The 21,822-nt window shown below is 62.8% G+C and carries 18 protein-coding genes; 14 read left to right on the forward strand and 4 right to left on the reverse strand.

The genetic code is table 11. The features are described from left to right. Positions 1 to 61 precede the first annotated feature (61 nt). On the forward strand, positions 62 to 1,450 hold the full coding sequence (locus SM755_RS19775) for a CoA-binding protein (RefSeq protein ID WP_323174165.1): 1,389 nt from the start codon (positions 62 to 64) through the stop codon (positions 1,448 to 1,450). Further along, positions 1,447 to 2,202, forward strand: coding sequence for an acetate--CoA ligase family protein (locus SM755_RS19780; protein ID WP_323174166.1), 756 nt, complete (start codon positions 1,447 to 1,449; stop codon positions 2,200 to 2,202). Before SM755_RS19775 ends, SM755_RS19780 begins: the two co-directional genes overlap by 4 nt. A gap of 73 nt (positions 2,203 to 2,275) precedes the next feature. On the opposite strand, the gene SM755_RS19785 is transcribed toward SM755_RS19780, so the two are convergent. Beyond that, the gene (locus tag SM755_RS19785) at positions 2,276 to 3,151 is read right to left on the reverse strand and encodes a fumarylacetoacetate hydrolase family protein (protein ID WP_323174167.1); all 876 of its coding nucleotides are present in this window, start codon (positions 3,149 to 3,151) and stop codon (positions 2,276 to 2,278) included. Positions 3,152 to 3,319: 168 nt separating this feature from the next. Between SM755_RS19785 and SM755_RS19790 the strand changes: the two genes are divergently transcribed. From SM755_RS19790 to SM755_RS19805, 4 genes are all read left to right on the forward strand, one after another. After that, positions 3,320 to 4,399, forward strand: coding sequence for a cupin domain-containing protein (locus tag SM755_RS19790; RefSeq protein WP_323174168.1), 1,080 nt, complete (start codon positions 3,320 to 3,322; stop codon positions 4,397 to 4,399). 120 nt (positions 4,400 to 4,519) lie between these two features. Next, positions 4,520 to 4,705 (forward strand): hypothetical protein, encoded by a 186-nt coding sequence (locus SM755_RS19795; RefSeq protein WP_006107339.1) that lies wholly within the window; start codon positions 4,520 to 4,522, stop codon positions 4,703 to 4,705. Between the two features lie 239 nt (positions 4,706 to 4,944). After that, complete coding sequence (locus SM755_RS19800) at positions 4,945 to 6,432, forward strand: aldehyde dehydrogenase family protein (RefSeq protein WP_369335269.1); 1,488 nt, start codon at positions 4,945 to 4,947, stop codon at positions 6,430 to 6,432. A 156-nt stretch (positions 6,433 to 6,588) separates the two neighbouring features. Beyond that, the gene (locus tag SM755_RS19805) at positions 6,589 to 6,912 is read left to right on the forward strand and encodes a hypothetical protein (protein ID WP_323174170.1); all 324 of its coding nucleotides are present in this window, start codon (positions 6,589 to 6,591) and stop codon (positions 6,910 to 6,912) included. A 97-nt stretch (positions 6,913 to 7,009) separates the two neighbouring features. Here the strand turns inward: SM755_RS19805 and SM755_RS19810 are convergent, their stop codons facing one another. Further along, positions 7,010 to 8,239 carry an FAD-dependent monooxygenase gene (locus SM755_RS19810; RefSeq protein ID WP_323174171.1) on the reverse strand — a complete coding sequence of 410 codons (1,230 nt, stop codon included), beginning with the start codon at positions 8,237 to 8,239 and terminating at the stop codon, positions 7,010 to 7,012. A 589-nt stretch (positions 8,240 to 8,828) separates the two neighbouring features. Between SM755_RS19810 and SM755_RS19815 the strand changes: the two genes are divergently transcribed. After that, the gene (locus SM755_RS19815; RefSeq protein ID WP_006667525.1) at positions 8,829 to 10,289 is read left to right on the forward strand and encodes a YjiH family protein; all 1,461 of its coding nucleotides are present in this window, start codon (positions 8,829 to 8,831) and stop codon (positions 10,287 to 10,289) included. Between the two features lie 89 nt (positions 10,290 to 10,378). Here SM755_RS19815 and SM755_RS19820 read toward each other — a convergent pair whose 3' ends face one another. Continuing rightward, positions 10,379 to 10,855: a universal stress protein gene (locus SM755_RS19820; protein ID WP_323174172.1), complete on the reverse strand. Its 477-nt coding sequence runs from the start codon at positions 10,853 to 10,855 to the stop codon at positions 10,379 to 10,381. Between the two features lie 349 nt (positions 10,856 to 11,204). On the opposite strand from SM755_RS19820, the gene SM755_RS19825 reads away from it, so the two are divergent. The 4 genes from SM755_RS19825 (at position 11,205) to SM755_RS19840 (ending at position 18,051) form a co-directional block, all read left to right on the forward strand. Continuing rightward, on the forward strand, positions 11,205 to 14,327 hold the full coding sequence (locus SM755_RS19825) for an FAD-linked oxidase C-terminal domain-containing protein (protein WP_323174173.1): 3,123 nt from the start codon (positions 11,205 to 11,207) through the stop codon (positions 14,325 to 14,327). Positions 14,328 to 14,487: 160 nt separating this feature from the next. Then, positions 14,488 to 15,045 carry a helix-turn-helix domain-containing protein gene (locus SM755_RS19830; RefSeq protein WP_323174174.1) on the forward strand — a complete coding sequence of 186 codons (558 nt, stop codon included), beginning with the start codon at positions 14,488 to 14,490 and terminating at the stop codon, positions 15,043 to 15,045. A 114-nt stretch (positions 15,046 to 15,159) separates the two neighbouring features. Continuing rightward, on the forward strand, positions 15,160 to 16,497 hold the full coding sequence (locus SM755_RS19835) for a CoA-binding protein (protein ID WP_323174175.1): 1,338 nt from the start codon (positions 15,160 to 15,162) through the stop codon (positions 16,495 to 16,497). A gap of 159 nt (positions 16,498 to 16,656) precedes the next feature. Then, positions 16,657 to 18,051, forward strand: coding sequence for an SLC13 family permease (locus SM755_RS19840; protein ID WP_323174176.1), 1,395 nt, complete (start codon positions 16,657 to 16,659; stop codon positions 18,049 to 18,051). A gap of 384 nt (positions 18,052 to 18,435) precedes the next feature. Here the strand turns inward: SM755_RS19840 and SM755_RS19845 are convergent, their stop codons facing one another. Next, positions 18,436 to 18,897, reverse strand: coding sequence for a hypothetical protein (locus SM755_RS19845; protein ID WP_323174177.1), 462 nt, complete (start codon positions 18,895 to 18,897; stop codon positions 18,436 to 18,438). Between the two features lie 203 nt (positions 18,898 to 19,100). Here SM755_RS19845 and SM755_RS19850 point away from each other — a divergent pair, with 203 nt between their 5' ends. The 3 genes from SM755_RS19850 to SM755_RS19860 all read left to right on the forward strand — a co-directional run bounded on the left by SM755_RS19850 (position 19,101) and on the right by SM755_RS19860 (position 21,775). Next, positions 19,101 to 19,853 carry a helix-turn-helix domain-containing protein gene (locus SM755_RS19850; RefSeq protein WP_323174178.1) on the forward strand — a complete coding sequence of 251 codons (753 nt, stop codon included), beginning with the start codon at positions 19,101 to 19,103 and terminating at the stop codon, positions 19,851 to 19,853. Positions 19,854 to 19,978: 125 nt separating this feature from the next. Next, complete coding sequence (locus SM755_RS19855) at positions 19,979 to 21,361, forward strand: aspartate aminotransferase family protein (RefSeq protein ID WP_323174179.1); 1,383 nt, start codon at positions 19,979 to 19,981, stop codon at positions 21,359 to 21,361. Positions 21,362 to 21,385: 24 nt separating this feature from the next. Next, positions 21,386 to 21,775 carry a Rid family detoxifying hydrolase gene (locus tag SM755_RS19860; protein WP_323174180.1) on the forward strand — a complete coding sequence of 130 codons (390 nt, stop codon included), beginning with the start codon at positions 21,386 to 21,388 and terminating at the stop codon, positions 21,773 to 21,775. Positions 21,776 to 21,822 lie beyond the last annotated feature (47 nt).

The following is a 21,822-nucleotide window of genomic DNA, read 5'->3' on the forward strand; positions in this document are numbered from 1 at the left end:
TCATCATCCGAGACTACACGCGGGGAAAACGTTTTCACGCCGTTGAAACAACACGGTTGCTATGGCCGTACAAGACGTATTCGACCCCAGCGGAATTGCCGTCGTCGGGGCGTCCGACACGCCGGGAAAGATGGGGTACGAAGCCGTACAGAACGCGATCGAATTCGACGGACCGGTCTACCCGGTCAACCCCTCCGCCTCGGGGTCGGTGTTCGGGCGGGAGTTCGTCGACTCGGTGGGAGCTATCGACGGTCCCGTCGATCTCGCGCTCGTCTGCGTTCCGGCACCGGTCGTGCCGAGCGTTATCGCGGAGTGCGGCGAGGCGGGAATCGGCGGGGCGGTCATCTTCGCCGGCGGATTCGCCGAAGCGGGAGCGGACGGCAAGCAGCTGCAGGACGAGCTCGTCGCGGCGGCGACCGAGGGCGAGAACGAAGTCGACCTCCTCGGACCGAACACGAGCGGCTTTCTGGTTCCCGACGAAAGCCTGTACGCGACGTTTGCGACGGGCATCGAGACGGTTCCGGCGGGGAACGTAGCGATCGTCGCACAGAGTGGCGGATTGGCCTACTCGCTCGCCTTTCAAGCGGAAAATCGCGGCATCGGCGTCTCCGCGATGGTCGGCCTCGGCAACCGAGCGACCGTCGGCTTCGACGAGGCGATTGCGTACTTCGACGGCGACGACCGGACCGATGCGATAGTGCTACACGTCGAAGGGACGGACGACGCGCGCAGCCTCCTCGAAACCTGCCGGGCCGCGGAGACGCCGATCCTCGCCTACAACGTCGGCGAGCAAGACGTCGGCGACTTCGCCGAATCCCATACGGGAGCGCTGACCGGTCGATACGAACTCTACGAAGCCGGATTCGCCCAGTACGGCGTGCCGACCGTTCGGTCGACGGCCGAACTCCTCGACGGTGGACGCGCGCTCGCGACCTGTCCCCGACCCGACGGGCCGAACGTCGGCGTCGTGACCGCCCAGGCGGGACCGGGGATCGCCATCGCGGACCGACTGAAGGCCGCCGGTGCGACGCTGCCCTCGCTCGACCCGAAGACGCAAGCCGTCATCGAGGACATCCTCCCCGGAATCACCTTCTCCGCGAATCCGGTCGATACCGGGCGACCGATGCCCGCCTTCGGCGATGTCGTCGCCGCCGTCGCACGCGACGACACCATCGACATCGTCCTCGTCTACGAACTGTACGAGGACGGCATCGGCTACCCGACCGAAACGCTCGAGGAACTCGTCAGCGCGGTCGACAAACCGATCGTCTTCGCGACCGGCGGCCCCGACGACACCCTGCGCGAGGAACTCCCCGAACTCGAGGCCCTCGGCGTGCCGACCTACCGAACGCCGGAGGCCGGCGCGGACGCCGTCACCGCGCTCGTCCGGGCCGCGAAACGAACCCGGGCCCCTGATGCCGTGAGCCCCGGCGCAGAGGTGAGTCGATGACCGACCCCCTCACACCCGTCAACGCGGCGTTGACGGATGGCCGGACCGCGCTGACCGAATCCGAAGCGAAAACAGTAATCGCCGATCGGGGGCTTGCAACCCCGACAGGTGAACTCGTTCGCGGTCCCGATGCGGCCGTCGAAGCGGCCGAGCGACTCGGTTTCCCAGTCGTCGCGAAGGTCGCCGCGCCGTCGGTCCAGCACAAGAGCGAGTGGGCCGGCGGCGTCGGCGTGAACGTGAACCTCGCCGACGCCGATGCCGTTCGAACGGCCACAACGCGAATCTTCGATGCCGCGTCCGACCGGGATCTCGATGCAGCAGTCCTCATCGAAGAAGGGATCGACATCGAGGCCGGCCTCGAAGTGATCGTCGGTGCCACGCGAGACCCGTCGTTCGGCCCGACCGTCCTCGTCGGTCTCGGTGGAATCGCCGTCGAAATCCTTCGGGACACGAGCCACAGAATCGCCCCGGTCTCGACGGCGACGGCACTCGAGATGACGCGTGAACTCGAGGCCTCGCCGCTGTTCGACGGTTACCGCGGGTCTCCGGCAGTCGACCGGGAAGCGGTCGCCGAGGCGATCGTCGCCGTCGGCGATCTGGTGGCCGAACGCGAGGCAATCCGCGAAGTCGAGATCAATCCGCTGCTCGCGAGACCGGACGGAGCGGTCGCCCTCGACGCGCTCGTCTCGCTCGACAGCGAACTGCACGATGACGGAGGCCGTCGCAGTGGGCGGAGACAAAACCGGTCGTGACTCCGTCGGCGTCGCGAAACGGCGAAACGAAAGAAACGGCTGATCGTACGCGTCGAGGGTCGAACGCTGTCAGCTACTCGTTTAACTGGCTCTTCTCCACGTCGACGTCCTCGAAGGACAGGTCGCGCTCGGTCACGTCGACAACCATCGATCCGACGCTCTCGATTTCGGCGTCGATGGTATCCCCACCGGTAATCGCGCTGACGCCTTCCGGCGTGCCGGTGGTGATGACATCGCCGGCTTCGATCGTCGCGCCGATCGAGGCGTACTCGACGATGTCAGCACAGCTGTAGATCATCTCGCCCGTGTTCTCCTGCTGGCGGGTCTCGCCGTTGAGCTGCAGTTCCATCTCGAGGTCGTGCGGATCGTCGATTTCGTCCGGCGTCGCGACGCAGGGGCCGATGATCGTGAAGGTGTCGTAGGACTTTCGGTTTGAGCGGTCCTGATCGCCCCGAACCGAGACGTCGAGCAGGATCGTGTATCCCAGAATGGCGTCCCAGACGTCGTCGCTATCGATGTCTTTGACGTCCTCGCCCATGACGAACGCGAGTTCGATCTCGTGGTCGACGCGGCGGTCGCTGAACGGTACTTCGATGCCGTCGTCCGGGCCGGCGACGCTCGAGGGGGCCTTGAGGAAGTAGCCCTTGTCCTCGATGGTGAACCACTCCTGGGTGACGATATCTTTGTCTGCGAGGGCCTCCTCGACGTGGTTCTCGTAGTTCAGCGGCGCGGCGATGACCTTTCCGGGGCGGCGTACGGGCGATTCGATTCGTACCTCGCCGCGGTCGTAGTCCGCATCGGCATCGCTGAACTCGCTCGCGTCGAGATCACGGGTCGCGTACTCCCGGAGCGGGTCGTTCGTCTCGAGACCGAGGCGGTCGGTAACGTCTACGATGCCGTCGTCGGTCAACAGGCCGAGCCTGTCGTCGTTGAATCGGACAAGTCGCATAGTACATGCACTGCGATACGCCCACATAAATCATCCTTTCTCGTCTACTGACCCGTTCGGGGGCTCAGTGAGACACAGACCGGAGGACGAACAGCCGCGGTTGCAGCCATCGACGACAGCGATGATGCCTCCAACACACTTATGGTATCGTTCATCAAACATGCGACTATGGCAGAACAAGAGCCAGAGGAACTCCTGGAGTTGAGTTCTGACACGCGGAGCACCCTCGAGCAACACAACCTCCGCCCGCTCTGGGAAGTAGAAGACGACATGGGGCATCTCCTCGACGACCTCGAAGCGGACATCTGGAAGTGGGAGGACATCCAGGCCGCTATCGACGGCATCGAGGCGGACGTGCCGATCGCCGACCTCCCGCCGGGCTTCCAGCGACGGGTTGCGGTGCCGATCAACGCTAAACACGCGATTTCGAACACGATCTACGTCGGCGTGCAGACGGTCTCGCCCGGCGAAACCGCACCCTCCCACCGCCACGCAGCAAGCGCCCTTCGGTTCACCATCGACGGCCACGAAGACATGAAGACGGTCGTCGCCGGCGAGGAGTTCCCCATGAAGGACAATGACCTCGTCACCACGCCACAGTGGGAGTGGCACGACCACATCAACGACTCCGACGAAACGGCCGCCTGGCTCGACGTGCTCGACCTGCCGCTGTTCCTGGATACGCTGAACAACACGCACGTCTTCGAGAATCACGAACTCGAACGCCAGCCGGTGACGAAGTCGCAGGGATACTGGGCCTCCCAGTACGGGCGCGGGCGTCCCGCCGGCGAGCAAAAAGACGGCTCCATTCCCGGCCCGTTCGAAGGGAATCAGGAGCCGACGCCGCCGTATCGCTTCGGGTGGGACGAGATGGAAGCGTCGCTCCGTCAACGCGCGGACAATGACGAACCGGACCCCTACGACGGCTACAGCCTCGCGTACGTCAATCCGGCCACGGGGGAGGAGCCGCTGTTCCCGACCATGTCCTTCCGGGCGCAGCTGCTAAACGACGGGCCGACGGACGCACACTTCCACAACGCGACGGAAGTCTACTTCGTCATCGAAGGTGAGGGCGCGACCCACGTCGACGGCGAGGCCCTCGAATGGGGACAGTGGGACATCTTCGTCGTGCCGCCGGACGCACCCCATCACCACGAACCGGACGACGAAGCGATCCTCCTCGGTATGACCGACCGACCGATTCTGGAGGCGATGAACTTCTACGCCGAAGCCGGTATCGATGGCTAATTCGATCCGGACTCGGAACTCGTCCGTGCAAGTTCCGCTCCCCACCTCGCGCATGGGTCCGCAGTGGCTCGCGGCAAACGAGGCAATACTCTTATAGATTGTCGCCCCTAGCGTCTCCGTATGGCCGAGTTCGAGAATCCGTACGTCGAGGAGGATCCGTTCGTCCAAGCGCACTTCGACTGTCTGGACTGCGGCGGAAAGCTCTGGGAATACGCGGTCCAGGGACAGATGGTCTGTGAGGAGTGTTACGGCGTCTTCCGGTCGGAGCAAGTGTTTGACGCCGCTGTCGAACGGACTGCAGACTGAGACCGACTCCAGACTCCAATTACGTGTCCGCGTGCGCCGGCGTTTCGAGTCGAGTTCACCGTCGCATTCGACCGGGTGCTCGAGTTCAGTGTCGGGTGCGTCGTCGCCCTGAGCGGCCGCCGCGACGGGGGTTCGAAATCGCGGGCGGCGGATAGAGCCGCCGTTGAGCCGGTAACACCGGTGTCCACTCTGCAAACATTGATCTGCTTGCCGCCGAATGGAATGGTATGGGGCAACAGATGGAGTCTCCGTATGGCATCGATGCGGACTGGAACCGGCTGTACATCGACGGAGAGTGGCGGGAAGCGGCGAGTGGGGCGACGATCGACGTGGCGGATCCGTCGACGCGAGAGACCATCGCGACGGTGCCGGCCGGAACTGAGGCCGACGTCGACGCGGCCTACGAAGCGGCCGCCGAGGCGCAGGACGAGTGGGCACAAACGCCGCCAGCCCGACGGCAGGAGGTCGTCCAGGAGATGCTGGGGCTACTCGATGAACACCGCGAGCAGATCATCGATCTGCTGGCCCACGAGGCCGGCGGGACGCGGGGAATGGGCGAAACCTCTCTCCAGCTAGCGTCGGACCAAGCCGCAGAAGCGGCGACGCTGCCCCGCCGAATGAAAGGCGAGCACGCCGCGTCGAACGTTCCCGGCAAAGAGAACATCGTTCAGCGCGTTCCCAAGGGCGTCGTCACGGTGATTTCGCCGTGGAACTTCCCGTTGAACCTCTCGATGCGTGCCGTCGCGCCGGCGATCGCCGCCGGTAACGCGGTCGTCCTCAAACCCGCGACGAACACGCCGATCGTCGGCGGCCTCCTGTTCGCACGCCTGTTCGAAGCCGCCGGACTGCCCGAAGGCGTGTTAAACGTCGTCACCGGCCGCGGCTCCGAGATCGGCGATCGCGTCGCGAGCCACCCCGAGAGCGACGTCGTCGCCTTCACCGGTTCCACCGCGGTCGGTCGCCGCGTCGCCGCGGCCGCCGGCGAGAACCTCGCGGTCCCCGCGATGGAACTCGGCGGCAACAACGCCCACGTCGTCACCGACGAGGCCGATATCGACGCAGCCGTCGACGCCGCCGCGTTCGGAAGCTTCGTCCACCAGGGACAGGTGTGTATCTCTATCAATCGCCACCTCGTCCACGAGGACGTTTACGACGAGTACGTCGCGAAACTGACCGACCGCGCCGAGCGTCTACCGGTCGGCAGCGCGCACGAGGAGACGGTCGTCGGCCCGATCATCGACGAATCCCAGCGCGACGAAATGCTCGAGTACGTCGAGCGGACGATCGACGCCGGCGCAACCCTCGAAACCGGCGGCGAAACGGTCGAACTGGAGGGCGTCGACGACTCGCTGGTCGTCGCGCCGACCGTGCTCTCGGGCGTGACGAACGACATGCCGGCCGCCTGCAACGAGCACTTCGGTCCCATCGCGCCGGTCATCCCGTTCTCGACCGTCGACGAAGCAGTTGAACTCGCAAACGCCACGGCGTACGGCCTGTCGGGTTCGGTTCACGCCGGCGACGTCGGCGCGGGCAAACGCATCGCCGAACGGTTAGAGACCGGCATGGTCCACGTCAACGACCAACCGATCAACGACGAGGCACACGTCCCGTTCGGCGGCACCGGAGCCTCCGGCGTCGGCGGCTACAACAGCGAGGCGTTCCTGGACGAGATCACCGAGCAAAAGTGGATCTCGCTCCAGCACGAACCCCGCGAGTTCCCGTTCTGATCGGCGAGCACAAGACAGAGCGGACGACGAAAAACGGGCGGTCGGCGGGCCCGCTTTCTCACGGGGCAGCGGGCCGGCACACGAGGCGGTACCCGAACCGGACCGACGCGGACGACAATGGAGTGGATTTACAATACCCGACCGCCAAGTGAGTCCATGGCACTCGAAAGCGACGTGAGAGCAGCCGCCGAACAACGTGACGACCTTCCGACCGCCGCAGACGTACACGACCCCGATACCGAGATTCCACTCACCGACCTGTTCGATGCAGAGTTCGTCCAGACCCACACCGAGTTCAGTTCGTTCGACGACCTGGTTGCGGCGAGTCCCAGTCCCGCCGACGCCGCGGCTGAACTCGAGACCGTTCCGGAGGGCGAGTGGGACGAGTTCGTCGCGGAGACGACCGACTTCGCAGACGAGAAGGCGTTGGTGCTGGCTGCGCGCGATCACTGGGTCGGCAAGCAACTCGAACTCGTCTGAGTTGGTGGCAGGTATCGGCGTCTCTGGAGTGATGGTGACGAGTTTGTGAAAACGTGTAACGGTCCGCGTATTCGGTGAACCGATGACGACTCGGGAGTCAGTAGTTCCCGGTCGACACGATCGGCGGCGTTCCGTGCGGACCGTAGGGAGCGTCGTCGAGCCACTCGCCCGCAGTCTCGAACTGATCCGCGAGCGAGGCCGCTGCCTCCTTCTGTAACACCGTCACCGGATCCTCGCCCTGGAGGTATTCGAGCGCCTGTCCCGCCGCGTTGAGATTGAACTCGGCGGCTTTCTCGCGCCGGGCCGCGTACAGTTCGACCTCGTCGCGGACGACCGCATCAGTCTTCGCATCGATAGCGGCCGCAATCGCCGAAGCTGCCTCGTCCGCGTCGGCGATGCCTGAGTTCATCCCGCGAGCACCGAAGGGCGCGAGCAGGTGCGCCGCTTCACCGGCGAGCAGCACCCGGCGGTCGTCGTCGATGAAGGTGTCCGCCATCACCTGGAGGAAGTAGTAACTCGAGACCCACTGCAGGTTGTCCTCGTAGCGCTCGCCCATGATGTCGCGGATGAACTCGCGCATCCGCTCTTCGCTGCTGAGTTCCTCGGGGTCGTCGCCCTCGATGCACTGAATGTCGAGTCGCCAGCCGCCGGTGAAGGGGACGAGCAACACGTTGCGGCCGTCGGCCGCGGGCGCGTCGTAGTGGAACACTCGCTCGAGTTCGCGTTGTTCGTCTTCGATCTCCTCGATGTCGGCGATGAGGAAGGCGTTCTCGGACTGGTCGCCCTCGAAGTTCGCGCCGATCTCCTTGCGAACGGTCGAACCGCCGCCGTCCGCGCCGATCAGGAACTCGCCGCGCCATTCGCGGCCGTCGGCCGTCTCGACGTGGACGCCGTCGGGTGAGGACTCGACGATATCGACCTCGGCATCCCAGTGGATGTCGATGCCGGCCTCGGCAAGCGCGTCGTGCATGTAGTCCTCGGTGACGACCTGCGGGACGCTGGTAAAGTGTGGAATGTCACCCGAGCCGCCGGGGGAGTCGTACGTTCGGCTGAACACTTCCGCGCCCCGGAAGAGCGTGCGTCGCGTCGGCCAGACGAGGCCCTCGTCGACGAGGTCGGTGCCGAGTCCCGGATGAACTCGTTCGAGCGTCCGGAGCGTGGATCCGTGGACGTAGATGGCGCGACTGCCGGAACGATCCCGGTCTTCAGATTCGGCTTCGAGAATCGTTGCGTCGATTCCTCGCGCGTGTAAGGCGAGTGCTGCGCTCATTCCGACCGGTCCAGCGCCGGCTATCAGTACGGGAGATGCCGTCGTATCACCGCTCATACTACGAGTGGTTGGGGCAAACCATGATAATTGTTGTGGTCGCTCACCGCGTGTCGAGGGGGGATGAGGACATCCTGCCGGCCGGGTCCGGAGCGCGCACGCGGCCGCGGTATGTACAGTATCCAGCGTATCCAGCGCGAGCCACCCGGAAGGAGAGACCAGTGGCGGCGTTCTATGGGCGGAACGGGCCGAGTCCGGCGGGACTGGCCCGAGCGAGTTACACGCTGTGCGTTACAGCGGTATGTGCGTAAAACATGACCGTTTGTCCGATGGTAACTGCTCTCGGATGATATCCGCGCACATACGACGCTTGTATTACAAAAATTCAAAATAATTCTATCTAGATGCCGATTTCACAGATTCAATCCGCATTAGCGAGAATTGTAATCCGTGGTCCGACGGAGACGCGTTCACCGTTCCTCACGATCGAGAACACGTACACCGGTCGTTTGTGCAATCAGGTCGACATCGGTTCTCGGCTCGGCGTGAGAAGACAATGTGTGACGAAACGACAGTATTGGTGTAGGTTGGTCAGTAACAATCACGCATGATCGGTGACTTTATTGTTAATGAAAAATACCCTCGGACTATGTTCGGGAGGACCGCGTGGGAGAGTGACGAGCACACGCCTGGAGAGAACGCCGAGCCGGAGGACAAAACGATCGACAACGTGACGCTGATCGAGAAGCGTCCCCAGCCGTTACTCAGGTTCGTTCTCGCCTTCGGGATCGGATCGTTCTTCTTTCTGTTTCCGATCGAATGGGAAGGACAGACGACGATTCCGCTCGATGTCGTCGTCGGTCTCATTCAGGAATCGTACCCGTTTCTCGTGGAGGTGTTTACGTTCGGCTTGATTCTCGGCGGCGGCCTCTTGACGACCGTCTCGATGCTTCACTATCAGGGGCTCGTGACGGTCGACCAGCAACTCGTCGATCGGTTGGAACTCGACTACTGGCAGACCTCGACGCTATTCTGGGCGCTTCGCCTGCTCGGGGTCGTCGTCGCCGCGCCGATCCTGCTCGAAACCGGCCCGGAATGGCTTCTCAGTGACGATACGTCGGGCGTCGTCTGGGGCGGCCTCCTGTTGACGATCGCGCTCGTGATTCCGATCGGGGCGATGTTCGTCAACCTGCTCGCCGAACTCGGCGGCCTCCAGTTCGTCGGCACGCTGTCTCAGCCGGTGATGCGGCCCCTGTTCAACCTCCCCGGCCGCGCGGCCCTTGACAGCGCGGCGTCCTGGCTCGGGTCGTTCAGTATCGGCTACTACCTCACGCGAAACGTCTTCGACCGCGGCGGCTACAACAAACGCGAGGTCTTTGCGATCTGCACCTGCTTCGCGACGGGGAACCTGGGAACGGTCGGCGCGATCGCGGCCGTGCTCGACATCCTGCACATCTTCCCGATCGTCGTCTTCCTCTACCTGATCAGCGTCATCGCAACGGCGGTCATCCTCGTTCGCGTGCCGCCGCTGTCGACCGTTCCAAACGAGTACGTCGCGACCCCAGATCCCGAACCGGAGTTCCGCGGCTCGGTCGGCGATTACATCCGGTTCGCGTTCAACGAGGCGGTCAGAACCGCCGAACAGGGAGCCTCGATTCCGCGGTCCGCGGTTGAAGGGCTCATTGACGGGATGAAACTGACGGCGATGATGCTCGGAACGATCCTCTCGATCGGGATCACCGTCGTGACGCTCAACGAGTACACGTCCGTCTTCGAAGTGATCTCGCAGCCGCTGGTCCCCGTCCTGGCGGCCCTGAGCATTCCGGACCCGCAGATAGCCGCCTCGGCGATCATCATCGGCGGCGCGGAGATGTTCATCGCCGCGACGCTCGTCGTCGGCACCGACGTGATCACGAAAGCGTTCGTCGTGATCGTCGTGAGTTCACAGGCGATCTTCTTCGCCGCGTCGGCCCCGATGATGGTTGACATGTTCGACGACATTCCGATCCGGTTCCGGGACCTCTTCGTGCTGTTCGTCATGCGAACGGTCCTCCTCGTTCCGATCACCGCAGCCCTGGTTCACGCTGCGGCGTTCGTCGGCCTCCTGTGATGATGAACACGACACGGCAACCAGCGTTCGAGGACGTGTAGTGCAAGCCGAACCCACGCGAGTTCAGAATCCGGCGATCGGACCCCCGCTTACTCGCCGGCGGTGGAAAACAGGACCGGGCGCTCCGATCGAAGCATCACCTGCTGTGCGACGCTGCCGAACAGCGCTTTTCCGGTCGGGGATCGGTTTCTGCCGCCGATACTGAGCAGGTCGGCATCGACGGCCGCAGCCGTTTCGAGGATGTTCTGTACGGCATCCCCGCTCGACTGATACGGACTGCTGTAAGTCAGTTCCGGCGCAACCGCAGGACAGACGCGGTTGCGCCGGAAATCGTTACAGCAGACCGTATGACGCACCTCGACCTCGAAGCCCGCCGCCTCGAGTTCAGCGGTGGCGTACTGGACCGCCTTGAGGTTCGCGGCGTCGGCCTCGTCGTCGTCGGTCCGGAAGACGTGATAGACGAGTACCCGCACGCGATCCTGCTCGAGCGGCAGGCTCGTAATCGAGTCGACCTGTTCGGTGATTCGTTCGCCGTCCGTATCGGCACAGAGGAGTATCGTTTGCATAGGTCGGGTGAGACTGGAACGGAGACCGTGAGTCGAGTGACTGCGCTCGACTGCACTCGGCCGGCGTGCCGACGCAGGACACTGACCACTGGTCGTATCGAGAGCAGTTAGCACGCCTCGGGCAGATAGCTATTTGTACCGCGTACTGTCATGTCGATCGAACCGAACTGAGAAGGGGGAAACGAGAAATTCCCGCCCGTTCAGCCCGCTACGAGAGGGATACGCTCGATTCGAGAGGAGTTGTCGGCCGAGACAGCGCACTGGGGAAAACGAACAGTTCGGCCAGCGCGCTGTCGAACGCTTTATCGTTGTGAAACGTGTGATTGCCTATCGAAGTGATCAGTTGAGGATGACTGCGAGTTCAAATACTGTATTCGATGCGGGAGACGATGCCAGCGACGAAATACCCGATCAACGGGCCGCCGACGAGTTCGTCGCGGGCGAGGTGGATCGACCCGCGCTCGTCGCCGATCTTCGCGGGCGACTCGAGGGCGACGTTCGGTTCGACTCCTACACGCGCCAGTTATACGCGACCGACGCGAGCGCCTACGAGATGACGCCGATCGGCGTCGTCTTCCCAGTGTCGACCGACGACGTCGCCGAAACCGTCGCCTATTGTGCACGGCGAGAGATTCCCGTCCTGCCGCGGGGCGGCGGGACGAGTCTCGCGGGACAGGCGGTCAATGAAGCCGTCGTGCTCGATTTCACCCGCTACATGGACGGCGTCGAAGCGATCGATCCCGACGCGCGTCGAGCGCGCGTCCAGGCGGGAACCGTCCTCGGCGAACTCAACGACGAACTCGCGCCGCACGGCCTGAAGTTCGCGCCCGATCCGGCCGCCGGGGACCGCAGCGTCATCGGCGGTGCGATCGGCAACAACTCGACGGGAGCACACTCGCTGGTCTACGGCAAGACCGACGCTTACGTCGAAGAATGCGAGGTCGTGCTGGCCGACGGGACGGTTGCGACGCTCGGCGAGACGGCCGTCGACGAGATTCGTTCGGCGGCCGATTCCGAGGGAACCATCCTCGAACGGGTGTACGCCGAACTCGTCCGGATCATCGACGAGGAGGGCGACGAGGTACGAGAACGGTTCCCTGACCTGAAGCGCAACGTCTCGGGGTACAACCTAGACGTGCTCGTCGAGGAGGCTGAGAGCGGAACGGTCAACCTCGCGCGGCTACTGGCGGGCAGCGAGGGAACGCTCGCCGTCGTCACCGAGGCCGAGGTGTCGCTCGAACCCGTTCCCGAGACGAAGGCCGTCTCGCTGCTGTTCTACGAGAGCGTCCTCGACGCCGTGACCGACGTGCAGCACGTCCTCGAACACGAGCCAGCGGCGGTCGAACTCATCGACGACGTGCTCCTCGGGCTGGCCCGCGAGACGACCGAGTTCGAGGAGGCGGCGTCGCTCGTTCCGGCCGACGCCGAGGCAGGACTGCTGATCGAGTTCTACGCCGAGGACGACAACCACGGGCGCGAGCGGACGGCCGGACTCCTCGCGGACAGAGTTCCGGGGACGGATACCGAGGCGGAACCACCCGCCGAGCGCCCGGAAATCGACGAAACGCTCGCGTTCGCCGGACTGGAAGCACACGACGAGGACGAGCGGGACATGTTCTGGACGCTTCGGAAGTCCGGCCTGCCGATCCTCCTCTCGCGGACCTCCGACGAAAAGCACATCAGCTTCATCGAAGACTGTGCGATTCCGCCGGCGCACCTCCCGGAGTTCGTCGAGCGCTTCCAGACGCTGCTCACCGAGAAAGACCGCGACGACGACGCCGCGTTCTACGCTCACGCCGGCCCCGGCGTCCTCCACGTCCGCCCGCTCGTCAACACGAAGGCCGCGACGGACCGCGAGGACATGGAAGTTATCGCGGATGAAGTGACAGACATGGTCGTCGAGTTCGGCGGCAGCGTCTCGGGCGAACACGGTGACGGCCACGCACGTACCCAGTGGAACCGCAAGCTCTACGGCGACGACCTCTGGCAGGCGTTCCGCGACCTGAAGACCGCGTTCGACCCCGACTGGCTGCTCAACCCGGGCAACGTCTGTGGCGACCACGACATGACCGAGCACCTCCGGTACGACGACGCCTACGAGTACGACGCCGGGTTCGAGCCGTCGATGAACTGGGACAACGAGAACGGCATGCAGGGCATGGTCGAACTCTGTCACGGCTGCGGCGGCTGTCGGGGCTCTCAGGAGACCACCGGCGGCGTCATGTGCCCGACCTACCGGGCCGCAGACGAGGAGATCACCGCCACGCGAGGGCGGGCGAACCTCCTTCGGCAGGCGATGAGCGGCGACCTGCCCGACGATCCGACCGACGACGAGTTCGCCGAGGAGGTGCTCGATCTCTGTATCGGCTGCAAAGGCTGCAAACGAGACTGCCCGAGCGGTGTCGACGTCGCGAAGCTCAAAACCGAAGTCATGCACGAGCGCCACCGGAAACACGGTGCGAGCCTTCGCGACCGACTCTTCGCCAACTTCGATTCGCTCGCCGCAGTCGGCAGCGCGCTGGCACCGGTCTCGAACCTGCTGAACTCGTTGCCGGGGTCTGGCGCGATCGCAGAGAAGACAATCGGAATCGCGAGCGATCGGTCGCTTCCCGCGTTCAGCCGCGAGACGCTACAGGATTGGTTCGAGAAGCGAGGCGGTGCGGCCGCCTCGAAGAAGCGGGCGGAGCGAGCCTCTCGGGCGGACACGGCGGGTGCCGAACGAAAAGCCGTTCTTTTCGCGGACACGTACACGAACTACAGTCACCCGGAAGTTGGCAAGGCCGCGGTGCGCGTTCTCGAGGCCGCCGGCGTCCGCGTCGACGTGGCCGACCGGACCGACAGCGGCCGGCCGGCGCTGTCGAAGGGATTCGTCGACAACGCGCGCGACGCGATGGAGACGAACATCGCGGAACTGGAGCCGCGCATTCGTGACGGCTGGGACGTCGTCCTCGCGGAACCCTCCGACGCCGTGATGTTCCAATCCGATAGCCTCGATCTCTGCTCGGGCCGCGCGGTCGAATCGCTCGCGGCGAACTCCTACGGCGTCTGCGAGTACGTCGATACGTTCCGACTCGACGAACTCGTCGAGTGGGAGTCCCCCGCCGAGTCGCTCGCGTACCACGGGCACTGCCACCAGAAGGCCGAAAAGAAGGATCACCACGCCGTCGGCGTCCTTCGGCGGGCAGGGTACGCAGTTGATCCGCTCGACTCGGGCTGCTGTGGTATGGCCGGCACGTTCGGCTACGAGGCGGAACACTACTCGCTGAGCCGCTCGATCGGCGACATCCTCTTCGAGCAGATCGAAGACAGCGGTGCCGATGTCGTCACTGCGCCGGGAACGTCCTGCCGAACGCAACTCGGCGACGGGCGGATCGAACCAGTCCCCGCCGACAGCTCGTTCGCCGGCAGCGCGCTGGACCGCACGGAACCCCCGACGCCGGTTGAACTCCTCGCGCACGCTGTGGCGCGATAGGAGGGCGGGGCGGCGGCTACTCGAGACCCGTTCTGATCCATCCGTCGGTCGCCGTCTGGCGGCCATCAATCATCGTCGTTGGGTCCCAGATCTCGATCGACCCGACCGAATCTCTCGAGTAGGTAGACTTTTTATGATAACACGCACAGGAGAAATCACGATGACGACAACCGATTCGCTCGACGTCTCCCCGCGTGATATCGTCATTCTCAAAGCGCGAGTCGATTACCCGACGGCGTCGACGCGGGAACTCAGCCGGATCCTCGAGTCGGAGTACGGAATCACGCTCTCCCACAACCGGGTTAACGAAATCCTTCATACGATGTCCGAGGAGGAGATCTTCCGGGAAGCAATCTTGCCGAACCGGGAGATTTTCCGGCACTATCTGTTCCGCATCGCGTTCGACTTTCCGAACTTCGACGATAACTGGCGGTCGTGCTACGATGCGCTCGTCAACGACCCGCACATTCTAATGTTCTTCACTGCGGACAGCAACTACCACTGGCACGCGATCGCGCAGTTTCGAACCAACGAGGAGATGGAACGGTGGGTACACGAGTTCTTCAAGACGCACGGGGACTTGCTCTCGGAGTTTCACAACACGATGCTTCACAGCGTCCACAAGTTCCAGACGGAAGCGGCGATCTTCGACGACATTCTCGCGGAGACGGCGGAGGGACGACAGTATCTCGATTACGAAGAATGGGAAGAAGAGTGAGAAGAGGGCGAGTGAGAGAGCAGAGTGAGAAGAGGGGGTTGTATCGGGCGAACCGCGTTAGATGGTACCACAAAATCCCCGCCATTTATGGTCCAATACTCGCTGCAGTTCAGTATGAGCCTACCCGCTCTCTTCGATCCGGATGGCGTCGCCGTTATCGGTGCGTCGGCGACGCCGGGAAAGCTCGGGAACGATGCGATGTCTAACGTCGAAGCCTCCGACACCGAGATCTATCCCGTAAATCCCTCGAGTTCGGGGACCGTCTTCGGCTACGAGTTCGTTGACTCGGTGCAGGAGACCGACGCGGAACTGGCGTTGTGTTGTGTCCCTCGGCACCTGCAACCGGACGTGATCGAGGAGTGCGGTGAGGCGGGCGTCGAGGCGGCCGTGATCTTCGCCGGCGGATTCGCCGAGATGGGTGGCGACGGTGCGGAACTGCAAAACACGATTGCGGAGACCGCAGCGGCGTACGACATGACGGTTCTCGGGCCGAATACGGCCGGATATGCGATCCCCCACAAGGATCTGTACGGGTCGTTCGTTCCTCGAATCCGCGATGTCGGGACCGGAAACGTCGGTCTCGTCACCCAGAGTGCCGGCGTCGGGATCACCATGTCGTTTCAACTGACCCGCGAGGGATACGGTATCTCGGCGATGTTCGGCCTCGGAAACCGGATGAACACGGGCTTTGCCGACGTGATTCCGGCGCTCGACGACGATCCGCGGACCGACGCAATCGTCATGCACGTCGAGGGGACAGAGGACGTCGACGCACTCCTGCAGGCCTGCCAAACCGCCGAAACGCCGATCGCCGCGTTCAAAGTCGGCGAACACGACATCGCCAATCTCGCGCGAGCGCACACCGCCGCGCCGGCGCAGGACAATGCCATCTACGAAGCCGGCTTCGATCAGCCCGGATTGGTGACCGTCTCGTCGACGACCGAACTGCTCGATGCCGGCAGAGCCCTTGCCGACTCGCCGACGCCCGACGGCCCGAACGTCGGTCTCGTCACGGCCCAGGCCGGACCGGGAATCATCATGACTGACTACCTCAAAGGCACCGCGGCGACGTTTCCGGACCTGACCGACGAGACCCGCAAGCGACTCGACGACATCCTGCCGGGCATCACGTACACGGAAAACCCGGTCGACACGGGGCGACCGATGCCCGAGTTCGGTGCCGTCATCGACGCCGTTGCACGCGACGACAACGTCGACATCGTGCTGGTCTATGAAATCTACGAGGACTCGCTCGGCTATCCCGTCGCTGAACTCGAGACGCTCTCCGCCGAGGTCGACAAACCGATCTGCTTTACGGTCGCCGGCCCCGACCACGCACTCGACGACGAGCGCCGACAGATGGAGGCAGCCGGAATTCCGACGTTCGACACGCCGGAGCGCGGCGCGCAGGCCGTCGGCGCGCTGCTTGACTCGATTTCGGAGGCCGAATGACGCGTGGTGGACATCGTAGCTGTCGAGTAGTTCGGCCGTACCGGCGAACGGTCGGCCGCAGCGGTAATCGTCAGCGAGTAACCCCGGTTCGAAGCCCCGGTTTGGAGTGAGGTTCCAAAACCGCGACGGTTTTACCGTTCTACTATCGAATAGGAACCAATGGATCGGTCAGCCGCGATCGAAATCCTCCGCAGACCGAGGGTAGCGTTCCCCATCGCTGCTGGTATCGGTCTTGCGGTCTGGTTCTCTATGGCTTCGACCGCGATGGCGACGATGCTCTCGATTACGCTGTTCTGTATCGTCCTCTGGGTGCTCACGCCGATTCCGCCGTCGTACACGGGCCTGATCGCACTCGGTCTTATCGCCGTGACCTTTTCGACTGATTTGGCGCTCGTTGGCTTCCAGAAACCCGCAACCTGGCTTATCGGATTCGGGCTGTTGATGGGGGAAGCCACCCGCCAGAGCGGGCTCGCCACACGGGTCGGACGATGGGTCGCGACCAGAAGTGTCGGCAACCCGACCGAGGTCGGCTCGCGTCGCACCTATCGACGATTGCTGCTCGCACTCTCGCTCGGCGCACACGCGCTCGCCTTCCTCGTTCCGTCAGCCCTCGTCCGCATTCTCGCACTCGCCCCGATCCTTCGAGAACTCGGTTCACTGTTCGATTCCCGAGAGGCACGCGTCGGGCTCTACATCGGGCCGCTGTTTGCCACGTTCTACGGCTCAGCCGGGATTCTAACTGCTGACCTCCCGAACATCATTATCTCGGGCTTCAGCCAATCGATCGCCGATCACACGATTTCGTGGTCGGAGTGGTGGCTCCACATGTACCCGATCCTGGGATTCGTGCGCGTCCTGCTGGTTATCGGTATCGTCTATCTCCTCTTTCGACCGCCAGCAGGTTCGAACGTCGCCCTCCCTGACGACGAGACCGGTTCCGATGGAAGCGACGAACGACGGATGCTCGTTTTCTTGCTCGTCGGAGCGGGAATCTGGGCGACGGACTTCGTTCACGGATTTCATCCGGTAATCGGCGCTATCGTCGTCGTCATTCTGGCGTTTCTTCCGCGGATCGGAATCGCCGAGTTCGAGACGATCGGCAGAGAGGTGGATTTCTCGATCCTGTTCTTTATCGCCGCGGTGTTTGCAATCGGCGACGGACTCACGCAGACGGGGTTTACCGACGACGCGTCGACGTATCTCCTCGCGCTCATTCCGACGGATGCACCGCTCGTGGTGATTCTCATGTCAGTTTTCTTTATTACGTTCGTGCTCACGTTTCTGATGGAAGGGTTGGCGGTCGCGAGCGTCCTCACGCCGATTCTGATTCCGTACATCGAGGCCGCAGGACTACCGGTCACACCGGTGTTACTCGCAGAAGTTACCGCACTGAGTTCGTACTTCTTCCCGTACCAATCGGCGGTGCTCATCGTTATTCTGAACGAGGGTGATATCGAGACCCGGGAACTGATCATCGCAACGGTCGCCTGTTCAGCCGCAACGATAGTGCTCTTACTCCCGATCCAGTTCGGACTATTTGATATCCTCTATTAATGTAGCTGCAGAATAGAGGATCGATTCCACAACTAAAAGATGGTCAGAATTACAGATAGTGATCGTGATCACGAGTTCAGTAGTTCGACAGCAAAGCGGTTACAAAAGGACGGTTCCGGCTCTCCAGAGAGATGGTGAGAAGCGTACTAAACGGGGCCTGATCGCAGATAACGAGGACAATACGAGAGCAACGAAAAGCCGTATCGATAGTCTCGAAACGAACAGAAAGGACTGATCGTCACAGTTCGAACGACCATCGGATGAGCGGAGAGAAAAGGAGACATACATATCATAGATGGGAAATAAATTCGAATATGTCTGTATTTTTATCTCATCCTGAGTGGCCAGACAAGGATCGTTTGAGAGTAGAAGAGGGGTAAGACATTACCGGCCTCGCCAACTCCAGAGACCGAGCACCACGAGCAACAGCGCGAGGACGAGGAGAACGGTCCAATCACTGATCTCGCCGACGGTAAGATTCTGCGATTCGATGAGTGCAGTCTCCTCGAGCAAGAACAAGATGAGAAAGAGCATCCCGAAGAGGGACGCGATCGCAACGCCGATTCCCTCTCGGAGCATCCATTTGAACTCCTCCACGTCAGCCTGAGAGGCGTCAGTTGGCTCCTCGACCGGGTTGCTCGTCGGTTCTGTCATCGGATATGCGGTACTATCCCAGGGTGTGCCGAGATAGCCGACAACGTACGAGAGGAGAACTCCTGCCACCAGTATGATCCCAAACATTAGCACGCCGGCGGTTGCGTTCGGCGGCGCAAGAATGACTGTCATGACGGCGGCGGCGACGATCGCTCCACCGAGCATCACCAGGAATCGTCTGAATGGAGCCATGGACTCCCCTATTTCGCGCGGGATTATATTCCCATCACACGGTCGCGTGACTGTCTCACGGGGTAACTAGTTAGATCCAAGTATATGACCGAGTAGAGGTTTTGAGAGTCGAGTCGACGGAGCAAACATCGGAGCGTTGGCTGTGGGCGGCGTTCGGGAAGCCGAACACAGTATACATGACGATACTACTCGAATAGACACCTATGCAGGAGTTCGCTTTTACAGTCACGTACGACAGCGGCGCGGATGACCTGATGGATGTCTTCATCGATCATTCTGAACTCTACGCTCGAACGGTCGCCTGTCATGCCACTACCGAGACGATGTGGCGCGTGGATGACGTGACCGGATCACGAGACGCGCTGTCAGCGTACGACCAGCGACTCGCAAGACTCTCGCGCTGTTCTACGCTGCAGGGAATGGGTGGCTGTCAGATCGACTGGACACACGAGGTTCTCGCTACGGAACCGACCCGTCGGGTGATTTACTCGCGTCAATCCGAAGGAGACGGCTGCCGATCAATTCCGTATCTGGCAGCGAAATATCTCGGTGATGGCACATTGTGTCGCGCCGAGCAACACGGTGCAACGTACGAGTGGCGTCTTCTCGCAGACGACGAAACAGCCATGAGTCCGATTTACGACGAACTCAGCGCAAATCTTCGCGACGGACTCGAACTCGCGTTCGAGCGAGTCGAGTCGACACCGAACTGGGAGACGAACGCGATCACCGGATCCGAACTGCCGCATAAGCAACGGGAAGCACTCGAACTCGGTGTCGAATACGGCTACTATCAAACGCCCCGCCAGAGTTCGGTTCAGGATATCGCTGCTGCCGAAGGGATCCCGGTTTCGACGCTCCAGTACCGGCTGACGAGTGCAGAAGCGTGGCTTGCAACGACGTTCCTTTCGAACGGTCCCGTTGAGCGCGGTCAGCAGCAAGCGCCTCGTGAGTGACAGGTCACGGCGGCCGGTAGTCCGGCAGCAAAACAGGAGTTGGCGAGAACGTAGTCAGAATTTGTATACACAAAACATGGATACTGTGGACAAGTTATTAATATCTGTTTCACCTGTGGTGACGTATGACGGCAGGACCACCGATCGAGGAGCTTCACTTCGCCGATGCACCGAACGTCGACTCCGTCCCCGGACCGAAGACCCAGTCGTTACTCGAGAAACAGCGAGAAATAGACAGTAGTGCGGTCGCGTACCCGAACGATATCCCGATCGCCTTTGAAGAAGGCAAAGGCGCGACGGTTCGCGACGCCGACGGGAACACGTACATCGACCTCTTCGCCGGAATCGGCGTGCTCAACGTCGGTCACGCGAATCCGTACGTGCTCGAGGCCGTCCACGAACAGGCCGACAAGTTCGTTCACACCGTCGACTTCCCGACGGAGGCGCGACTCGAACTGATCGAGAAACTCGATGAGATCGCCCCCAGCGGGCTTCAAGGGAACAATCGCGTCGTCTTCGGTGGCCCGACGGGCAGTGACGCCATCGAGGCGTCGATCAAACTCTCCAAGTACAACTCCGACGGGGACGGGCTCATCGCTTTCCGCGGTTCCTACCACGGCGCAACGACCGGCGCAATGAGCGTCACGTCGAACACGAAGCTCAAGAAACACTACGCGCCGCTGCTCTCGGACGTCGTCCACGCACCGTACCCCTTCCCCTTCCGACAGGACAAAACGCCCGAGGCGGCGGTCGATCACGCACTCGAGGAGGTACAGGCCATCGTCGAAGACCCCTACGGCGGCCTGGCGAATCCGGCCGCCATCGTCGTCGAACCGATCCAGGGCGAAGGCGGCATCGTCACCCCTCCGGCGGGATTCCTCCAGGGACTGCGCGATATCGCGGACGACAACGACGTCACGCTCGTCTTCGACGAAATCCAGAGCGGCCTCGGTCGCACCGGCCAGTGGTGGGCCAGCGACTGGGAGGACGTCACGCCGGATGTCATGACCTCCGCGAAAGCACTCGGCGGCGTCGGCTTCCCGCTCTCGGCGACGATGTACAAAGAAGAACTCGACACCTGGGGCTCGGGCGACCACGCCGGCACATATCGCGGCCACGTCGTCGGCATGCGCGCCGGCACTCGCGCCATCGAGTACATGCAGGACCACGACCTGCTGGCCCACGCCCGCGATCTCGGCGAGTTCATCCGGGGGCGACTCCGCGAAGCCGCCGACGAAACGGATCGACTCGCCGATATCCGCGGCAAGGGGCTGTTCATCGGGGTCGAGTTCGTCGACGCCGACGGCAATCCGGACGGCGACCTCGTCGATGCGATCCAGCAGTACTGCTTCGAACACGGCGTCCTCGTCTGGACGGCCGGCCGCCACGGGAACGTGCTCCGCTTGCTCCCGCCGCTCGTCCTGACACGCGACCTCGCGGCGACGGCACTCGACATCGTCGTCGATGCGATCGAACACACGACCGAAGACACGGTGCAGGCCGCCTGAACTCGATTTCTTCGGAGGAAACCCATGACTGACACCGACCCCATCGAAACCGACGGCGCACCGAGCAACGACAACCCGTACTCGCAGGGCGTCCGCGCCGGCGACACGCTCTACATCTCCGGCTACGGACCCGTCGACCCGGAAACCGGCGACCCCGTCGACGGCGATATCCGTGCACAGACGAACCGAGTGCTCGAAAATATCGCCGCCGTCGTCGACGAAGCCGGCGGCGACGGACTGGACGACGTCGTGAAGGTGACCGTCTACCTGACCGAACTCGACGACTACGAACGGGTCAACGCCGCATACGGCGAACAGTTCGGCGAGGTGCCGCCCGCACGCGTCTGCGTGGAAGTCTCGCGGCTTCCCGAGGACGTTCGGGTCGAGATGGACGCGACCGCGTATCTCGGCTGACCGCTGCCGAATACCGACCGATCGACTTCCCTTCGACACCGATACCA

The sequence above is a fragment of the Natrialba sp. PRR66 genome (assembly GCF_034808065.1).
Lineage (GTDB): Archaea > Halobacteriota > Halobacteria > Halobacteriales > Natrialbaceae > Natrialba > Natrialba aegyptia.